Below are 7,843 nucleotides of genomic sequence, written 5' to 3'. Positions count from 1 at the left end.
GCATCGCGGATGCCGGCAGCAAGCCATAAAGACCAAAACAAAAGCCGTCGTAGACACAAACCGCGGATGCCCGCGACAAGGGCAAAAGAAAACAGCGTCGCAGACATTGGAAAAAGCAAACAGCGTCGCAGACATCAAAAAAACAAAAGGGCCAGCCCGAAAACCGAGCCGGCCCCGTCCGGCTATCTAGTAGCGATATACATCGTGACTTCAAAGCCGAAACGCATATCGGTGTAGCCAGGGGTAGTCCATTGCATAGTCGTCCTCCTTTATGAGTGAAAACGGCGGTCCCATTGCGACCGACGCCCTCTGTGACGTACAGGACACCCGATCGCGTCGGCCCATGTTGCTGATGCAACTGTCGTACCAGACACCCAACCTGCCGGAAATGGTACTCTGCGACGCGCCCCGAACCAGCTTACGCGCCTTACTGTGGCGGAACCGCAGCAAAGTGTTCCACGAGCCGATCGCTCATTGTGGACGCATTTTGCGTGATGTGCACGCGTCTTAACGGATCGCTTAAGCCTGTCGAAAAAAATCGTGAATTCACTTCATTCCGCGTGCCGCCTACATTGACCTGCAAGGCTCGCGGACGTCGATGCCCGCGAGCATTTCCCATAAGGCGCGCGTAGCGCTATTCGCTGACGACGGCGCACGCCGTGGCGCGCCAGCGTCCGATTGCCTCCATGACGCGCCAACAAAAAACGCCGCACGGCAACCATCTTGCATGGGACTCGAGTAAGGCATGGGACGGAAGTAAGCCTCGGACACGAGTGAGGCGCTAAGGCGCCGAACTCTGGTCGACGCGCCGACTCCCGTCGACACGCCCTCTGTGGTCGACAGGGAGACATCGTCATGAACGTCGTCGTTAAAGACGCCAAAGCGGCATCCAAAGCGGAGCCCAAGGCGGCACCGGAAGCGCAGACGAAAGCGCAAGCGCCTGGCGCGCAGCCGCAAATCGATCTGCTCGCGCTCTTGCGCAAATCGGGTATCGCTGGCGTGCCAGACGAACTCGACCGCGGTCTGGCCGGTCTCGCGCCCGTCAGAACGCGCATCCGCGAAATTGTCGGACAGCGGCTCATCGGACGCGCGCGCGATGACCGTGCGCGCCGGCGCGAGGCCAATCGCCTGTTCGCTGATGTGCTGAGCGTCGGCGCGCGCGCCGATCCCGACACGCTGACGCTGCTGACGCCGCCGATATCCGCGCGAGCAGCGTGTTCTCCGAATCTATCGGTGACGAGGCAAGCCACGCCACCGAACCCGAGTTACCCACTTTGCAGGAGAGCATCATGCGTCACGCAAACATTACGCTGACGAGGTTCCTGAGCGGCGACGCCGGGCATCTGATGTCGACGCGGCCGCCCACCGCGTTGCAGGCGGTGCTGCATGAAGTCGCCGCATCGGTGAAGACGATCGCGGCTGCGCTCGCGCGCGGCACGCTCGGCGACAGCGCGCACGCCGATTCCGTCGCGGGCGGCGCGGCGCTCGCGTACTCCGCGCGTCGGCGCAAGCCGGGCGAAACGGCTTCGCGCAACGGCAGCGCGAACGACGCGAGCAGGCCCGAATACCAGCTCGCATTCGATCCGCTGAATTGCACATGGAGCGCGGACGTCAACGGCTCCGCGGGCTCGATCTTTTCGGTGACGCGTGTGCAGTCGCAAGGCAGCGACGCGGCGAACGGCGACTCTGTTGGCGACGCGAATGCCGGGTCATATGGCCAACCAGACGGCAAATCCGGCGTTGAACGCCACGGCGAAGCTGACGGCGCGCCGTGCCTTCTACCCGGCCGCGAGCAGGCGGCAGCGGGTTACACGATCTACGGCCCGGCGACGATGCTTATCTTCACGCTCGGCGAGGGCACGCACGGCTTCACGCTCGATGGCGAGACAGAAGAGTTCGTGCTCACGCATCCGTCGATCCGCATTCCGGAGGACACGGGCGAGATTGCCGTCGACGCGTCCAACGAGCGTTTCTGGGAGCCGCCCGTGCGACGCTACGTGCACGAGTGCAGGGAAGGCCGCGCGGGCTGCCGCGAGCGCGATTTCAGCTTGCGCTGGAGCGATGCGGTGGTGCCCGAAGTGCATCGCATCCTGATGCGCGGCGGCCTCTTCCTGATGCCGCGCGATTACCGGACGCGCTCCGCGATGCGCGGGCGGCTCTCCGCCGTCTACGACGCGAGCCCGCTCGGCTTTCTCGTCGAGCAGGCGGGCGGCATGGCGACGACAGGACGCGAGCGCGTGCTCCATGCCGCGCCCCGCGCGTTCCACGAGCGCATGCCGCTGATACTCGGCTCGGCGAACGAAGTGGCTCGCATCGGCCGCTATCACCGCGAGCACGATCTGGGCATCGACGCGCCTTTTACGTCGCCGCTTTTTCGTGAGCGCTCGTTGTTCCTTCCGGAGGTGTCTGTCTGACGCGTTGCCTACATGGGAAGGCAGTAAGTGCTCTGCATGGGGCTGGAGTATGTGCTGAAGCGCTAACTCCAGCCAACAGCTCTGCATGGGACGGGAGTAAGTGCTCTGCATGGGGCTGGAGTAAGTGCTGAAGCACTAACTCCAGCCGACAGCTAAAGCGCCAACTCCCGTCGACAGTTCTGCATGGGGCTGGAGTAAGCGCTAAAGCGCCAACTCCAGCCGACAGGAGACAACGTATGTCAGTCAGACATCCGATCGTCGCGGTGACGGGGTCGAGCGGCGCGGGCACGACCACCGTCATGAAAAGTTTCGCGCACATTTTTCGCAGGGAGAAGATCAATGCGCAGATCATCGAAGGGGATGCGTTCCATCGGTATGACCGTCTCGACATGCGCGAAGCGCTGCGGCGGAGCGAGCAGGACGGCGTCCGAAACTTCAGTCATTTCGGCCCCGATGCGAATCTGCTCGAAGAACTGGAACAGCTGTTCTCGAGCTATGGCGCGTCGGGCACCGGCCAGTTCCGCCGGTACGTGCACGACGATGCGGACGCCATCGTCTACAAGCAGGACCCGGGAACGTTCACGCCGTGGCAGGACATTCCGCCGGACACGGACATGATGTTTTACGAAGGGCTCCATGGTGCGGCCGTGACCAGCAAGGTCGACATCGCACAGCATGCGGATCTGCTCGTCGGCGTCGTGCCGATCATCAACCTGGAGTGGATCCAGAAGCTGCATCGCGACCAGACGCTGCGCGGCTATTCGCATGAGGCCGTCGTCGATACGATCCTGCGGCGCATGCCGGATTACGTGAACTATATCTGTCCGCAGTTCTCGCGCACGCATGTCAATTTCCAGCGCGTGCCGACCGTCGATACGTCGAATCCGTTCACCGCGCGGGAGATTCCGCAGCCCGACGAGAGCTTCGTCGTGATCCGGTTTTCGAAGCCGAAGGGCATCGACTTTCCGTATCTGCTGACGATGCTGCACGACTCGTTCATGTCGCGGCCAAATGTGATCGTCGTACCCGGCGGCAAGATGGGGCTGGCGATGCAGCTCATCTTCACGCCGATGATCCTGCAGTTGCGCGACCGGCAGGCGAGGGCTTGAGTATGTGACGCTGGCGGGGGCGTGTTGTCGTGCGTCTCGGTGTGTGGTTGGCTGACGGCCTGTAGACCGTACCCCGCGCGGGGCCGTCAGCTTTTTTTCTTGCACACTTAGACACAAGGAGGCACGAGGCTACGAAGAAGTGCCCTTTTTCCTCGTCGTCCCCGGCCCGCACCACACTTCGAGATTCTCTTCCGGCCGGTCCACCTGGCATCCCCAATCCAGCGGCTGATCCTGATCGAAACGCTTGCCCAGCTCCCACGCGATTTCAGCGCGCGCCGTCTGCACGCCCATATAGAACGCATGGCCGCCGTCGTGTTCGAGCTTCAGATGCGGATACAGCGCGAACGGATCGCCATCGACGAGATGCATCTCGCGGTTGTACACATGAATGCCGTCCGTCGTCACCTGCACGCGGAAATTCGGATCGCGCACCTGCGCGGCGAATTCCGCGATTTCATCCGTATCGTACGGAAAAGGCCGCTTCGCATGCAGCGCGGAAAGCGCCGGGTCGATGCCTTTGGGCAGCACCTGTGCGTCGTGCGCGGCATGCATCACGCGCCGCGCGACATCGGCCTCGCGCACCGCGCGCCGCGCATGCAGGCTGACGGAAGTCGTCAGCACGGCGGACACGTTCAACTCGGCCGCAATACCCAGCAGCACCGCATTGATCCCGCTCGTGTCGGCCTCGGTCAGTTCGGTGAGATTGCCGACGCCGAGCATGATCGCGATATCCGGATACCGCTCGCGCAGCGCGACATATCGCGCAATCGACGCGGCGAAACCAAACGGAATCGGATCGAGGATGGGATCGGCGAGGAACGGCCGGCCGCGTTTGAGCATCGCGTCGATGGCCTGATGCAGCGACGCCGTGTCGCGCGGCTCGCGTCCGACGACGATCGGCGTCGCGCTCACTTCGTCGGCGATCCATAGCGTGTCGGCGTTCAGGCTCATCAGGTAGTCGGCGCCCGCGCGGCCGCCGCGCAACAGCTCGTCGGAGACCATCGAATCGACGCTCACGCGATAGCCGCCTGCCTTCAGCATGCGCACGGCGTCTTCGAGATGCGGAAACGGCGTGTCGGGCAGACAGCCCACGTCGATCACGTCCGCGCCTTGCTCCGCATACAGCTTCGCGCGCGCCGCGATGCCGTCGAGATCGAGCCGCGGCGCATCGACGATCTCCGCGAAGATTTCCGTCGAGTAGCGCGACAGGTCGAACTTGCGCGCGGCCTGCCCGAAGTGCTGCGGCAAGTCCTTCGCTTCTTCCGGTCCGCGTTCGACGGGCACGCCGAAGTGCTCGCTCAACGCATTGAGGTCGCCACGGCAGCGCCCCGGCACGATCATGCGATCGGCGCGCAGCGGCAGCGCGACTCGCCGGCGGATCATGTCGGCCGTCATCAGCGCGGCGACCTGCAAGCCGATCTCGCGCACTTCCCATGTGAACGGCGCGTTCGCCATGCCTTCCAGCACCTGCACGACGCTTTTTTCGGCGAGCCTGCCAGTCAGGAAGACGATGTGTTCCATGCGAGCCCGAGATTCGATAGCCGTTCGCTCAATGCCGCGCGCAATTCGTCGAGCGAGCGCGCGACCGTCGTGTGCTCGATGCGCGCAAGCCGTTCGACGTTCTCCAGTTCGAGCGCGCGCGGGCGCACTTCGACCCACTCGTGAGGGCTTTGCGTGATCACGCTCGGCTCGGTGTCGCATGCGAAAACGATGCCGGGCACGCACTGCTTGCCCGCTTGCGCGTAGAGATTGGTCGGCAGCGTGTCGGAGATGCCGAGCGCGCACTTGGCGACCGTGTTGCTGGTCGCGGGCGCGATCACGACGGTGTGATAGAAGCCTTCGTACAGCATGCCGACGGGCACGCTGCTCGCACTGTTGTCGCGCATCACGCGAAAGTGCTCGCGCAGTTTCGGCACGGGCCAGCCATAGAGCGGCAGCACTTCTTCACCGGCAGCCGACAGAAACAGATCGACGCCCGGCAACGCGAGCGCCATGTCGATCGACTCTTCGAGCATATGGCCCGAGCCCGTGATGCACCACGCAAAGCGCGCGTCGGGGCGGAATTCGCCGGGGCGGCGGGCGGGCGACGGTGCATTCATGCGTGATTCACATGTCACTCATGCGCCGGGCGCAACATCCGTCGGAGCAGGCGAGCCGTCGTGCGAAAGCCGGATGTGCAGTCTGTGCATCTTCCGGTACAACGTGTTGCGGCTGATGCCGAGCGTCTTCGCGACGTTGCTCACGTTCCAGCGATGTTCGTCGAGCATCGCGAGCACCGTTTCGCGCTCCTTGATCTGAATCGCGTTGAGCGCCGACAGATCGATGTCGTCGTCGAACGGCGGCGCTGGTGTACGTCCTGGTCCGGCGAGCGCGGGAGCCGCCGCGCGCGGATGCGCGGCGTTGCTGCCGTTGCCCTCGCCGACGATTTCAGCCGGCAGATGCGAGCATCGGATTTCGGGCCCGTCGCACAGCGCGATCGCCATTTGCAGCACGTGCCGCAACTGCCGGATGTTGCCCGGCCACGCGTAATTGAGCAGCACGTGGCGCGCTTCGGCGCTGAGCTCGGGCGGATCGTCGGCTTCGCTTTCCAGCAGATGGTGAATCAGCGGCAGCAGGTCGGCGCGCTCGCACAGCGGCGGCAGATTGATTTCGATGCCGTTCAGACGGTAGTACAGATCTTCGCGGAAGAGCCCGCGCTGCACCAGATCGAGCAGATTGCGGTGGCTCGCGCTGATCAGCTGGAAGTCGACCTTGATCGTCGTTTCCGCGCCGAGCGGCGTCACCTCGTGCTCTTCCAGCACGCGCAGCAACCGCGCCTGCAAGGCCATCGGCATGTCGCCGATCTCGTCGAGGAACAGCGTGCCGTTGTTCGCCTGCACGATCTTGCCGCGCCGTCCTTCGCGCTGCGCGCCCGTGAACGCGCCCGCGCGATAGCCGAACAGCTCGCTCTCGATCAGCGTTTCCGGCAGCGATGCGCAATTCACCGCGACGAAGCTGCCCGCCGCGTTCGGGCTGATGCTATGCAGCGCATTCGCGAACACTTCCTTGCCCGTGCCCGTCTGCCCTCTGAGGATGATGGGAATCTTCCGCTGAATCACGCGCGCGGCCAACTGGCTCTGCGCGGCCATGCGCGGATCGCCGAATTCCAGATGCGACAGCTTGTCGAGTCCCGCTGCGGCGGGTTTCGCATCGCGTGCGTCGCGCGTGCTCTTCGTGCGCGCACTGCGGTTGATCGACACGTCGCTCCATGGCCCGCGCGCGATGCTCGACGTTGCGTGATTCGCGCCCGCAAGCGTGGTTGCGTCACGCGGCGTCTGCGCGATCAGGAAGAAGCGGTTGTTCGCGTGCGCGCTGTACACAGTGATCGGATGGAACGAGCCGCGAATGCTGCGCGCGATCATGTCTTCGAGCGTCGCGCTGAACGCTTCTTCGATGCGCTTGCCGCACAACTGGTCGGGCGAGCGCAGATCGAGCTGGAACAGCGCGCTTCGATTGGCCGCGAGCACGACGCCTTCGTCGTCGACGGCGAGCTTGCCCGCGTGCAGCGTGCCGACGAACTCGGGACGGCTATGGAAGTGCACCGTGTTCGCGCGCCGGTAGCGTGAATCGATCAGCCGGTTCTCGATCATCTGCCGCGACATGCCGACGAGCACCAGCGAATGCTGTTGCAGCATCTTCGAGCGGCTCGTTACGTCGAGCACGCCGACTATCGAGCCGCGCTCGTCGAAGATGGGCGCAGCCGAGCAGGTGAGCGACGTATAGCGCGGATAGAAATGCTCGTGCTGGTAGACGGCAAGACATTCGCGTTCCGTGAGGCACGTGCCCATGCCGTTCGTGCCCGCCTCGCGCTCGCTCCAGACGGCGCCCGCGCGCAGTCCGTCGGCGGCGACCGTCTCGCCGAACGGCACCGACGAAACCTGATGGACGATCACGCCGTTCGCATCGACGAGGATCACGGCCAGCTCCGGGTCGGCGAGCTGCTGATAGAGCGTGGTCATTTCCAGCTTCGAGCAGGCGATCAGATCGCCTGCTGCTTCGCGGGCCATGGTCAGTTCGTGCTGCGTGAGCACGGGCGGCATCACGAAACGTCCGGGATCGAGGCCGAACTCGACGAGGCAGCGCGTCCACGACTGCGCCACCGACGGGCTCATCGAACACGTGGCGGGCTTGTTGTTGACGATGTTCAATACATCCCGGACGTGCGAATTTATGTCAACGAGCGATGACATCAGGGGCGTCTCCGATGCGTCCGGCTCGATGCACGCTTCGACATGTCGAGGCGCGACGGCCGGCGCTGTATGTAAGTGTTTTCCCCGCTTA

The 7,843-nt window shown here is 64.0% G+C and carries 7 protein-coding genes; 3 read left to right on the top strand and 4 right to left on the bottom strand.

Features of this window, described 5'->3' with window-relative positions; translation table 11 throughout:
• Nucleotides 1-182: 182 nt before the first annotated feature.
• The gene (gene pqqA, locus BN2476_RS14640) at nucleotides 183-257 is read right to left on the bottom strand and encodes a pyrroloquinoline quinone precursor peptide PqqA (RefSeq protein ID WP_082426903.1); all 75 of its coding nucleotides are present in this window, start codon (nucleotides 255-257) and stop codon (nucleotides 183-185) included.
• A gap of 598 nt (nucleotides 258-855) precedes the next feature.
• Here pqqA and BN2476_RS49920 point away from each other — a divergent pair.
• The 3 genes from BN2476_RS49920 (at nucleotide 856) to BN2476_RS14625 (ending at nucleotide 3,523) form a co-directional block, all read left to right on the top strand.
• Complete coding sequence (locus tag BN2476_RS49920) at nucleotides 856-1,314, top strand: hypothetical protein (RefSeq protein ID WP_087734896.1); 459 nt, start codon at nucleotides 856-858, stop codon at nucleotides 1,312-1,314.
• Entirely contained in the window at nucleotides 1,290-2,414 is a 1,125-nt protein-coding gene (locus BN2476_RS14630; protein WP_087734895.1) for a class 1 fructose-bisphosphatase, read from the top strand. The genes BN2476_RS49920 and BN2476_RS14630 overlap by 25 nt, the downstream gene beginning before the upstream one ends.
• A 236-nt stretch (nucleotides 2,415-2,650) precedes the next feature.
• On the top strand, nucleotides 2,651-3,523 hold the full coding sequence (locus BN2476_RS14625) for a phosphoribulokinase (RefSeq protein ID WP_087734894.1): 873 nt from the start codon (nucleotides 2,651-2,653) through the stop codon (nucleotides 3,521-3,523).
• Nucleotides 3,524-3,652: 129 nt separating this feature from the next.
• Here the strand turns inward: BN2476_RS14625 and BN2476_RS14620 are convergent, their stop codons facing one another.
• From BN2476_RS14620 to BN2476_RS14610, 3 genes are read right to left on the bottom strand one after another with little or no spacing between them, the layout of a single operon-like run.
• Nucleotides 3,653-5,044 (bottom strand): DUF6513 domain-containing protein, encoded by a 1,392-nt coding sequence (locus BN2476_RS14620; RefSeq protein ID WP_087734893.1) that lies wholly within the window; start codon nucleotides 5,042-5,044, stop codon nucleotides 3,653-3,655.
• Nucleotides 5,023-5,622 (bottom strand): flavoprotein, encoded by a 600-nt coding sequence (locus BN2476_RS14615; RefSeq protein WP_087734892.1) that lies wholly within the window; start codon nucleotides 5,620-5,622, stop codon nucleotides 5,023-5,025. The genes BN2476_RS14620 and BN2476_RS14615 overlap by 22 nt, the downstream gene beginning before the upstream one ends.
• 18 nt (nucleotides 5,623-5,640) lie before the next feature.
• Nucleotides 5,641-7,752 carry a sigma-54-dependent Fis family transcriptional regulator gene (locus tag BN2476_RS14610; protein ID WP_087734891.1) on the bottom strand — a complete coding sequence of 704 codons (2,112 nt, stop codon included), beginning with the start codon at nucleotides 7,750-7,752 and terminating at the stop codon, nucleotides 5,641-5,643.
• Between the last annotated feature and the right edge of the window lie 91 nt (nucleotides 7,753-7,843).

This window comes from Paraburkholderia piptadeniae, assembly GCF_900007165.1.
Classification (GTDB): domain Bacteria; phylum Pseudomonadota; class Gammaproteobacteria; order Burkholderiales; family Burkholderiaceae; genus Paraburkholderia; species Paraburkholderia piptadeniae.
This window is presented reverse-complemented; position numbering and strand designations above follow the sequence as displayed.

Bases quoted from the DNA above. Each gene is read 5' to 3' on its own strand.
- BN2476_RS49920 (WP_087734896.1), top strand. From the start codon at position 856: ATGAACGTCGTCGTTAAAGACGCCAAAGCGGCATCCAAAGCGGAGCCC.
- BN2476_RS14625 (WP_087734894.1), top strand. From the start codon at position 2,651: ATGTCAGTCAGACATCCGATCGTCGCGGTGACGGGGTCGAGCGGCGCG.
- BN2476_RS14620 (WP_087734893.1), bottom strand. From the start codon at position 5,044: ATGGAACACATCGTCTTCCTGACTGGCAGGCTCGCCGAAAAAAGCGTC.
- BN2476_RS14615 (WP_087734892.1), bottom strand. From the start codon at position 5,622: ATGAATGCACCGTCGCCCGCCCGCCGCCCCGGCGAATTCCGCCCCGAC.
- BN2476_RS14630 (WP_087734895.1), top strand. From the start codon at position 1,290: ATGCGTCACGCAAACATTACGCTGACGAGGTTCCTGAGCGGCGACGCC.
- BN2476_RS14610 (WP_087734891.1), bottom strand. From the start codon at position 7,752: ATGTCATCGCTCGTTGACATAAATTCGCACGTCCGGGATGTATTGAAC.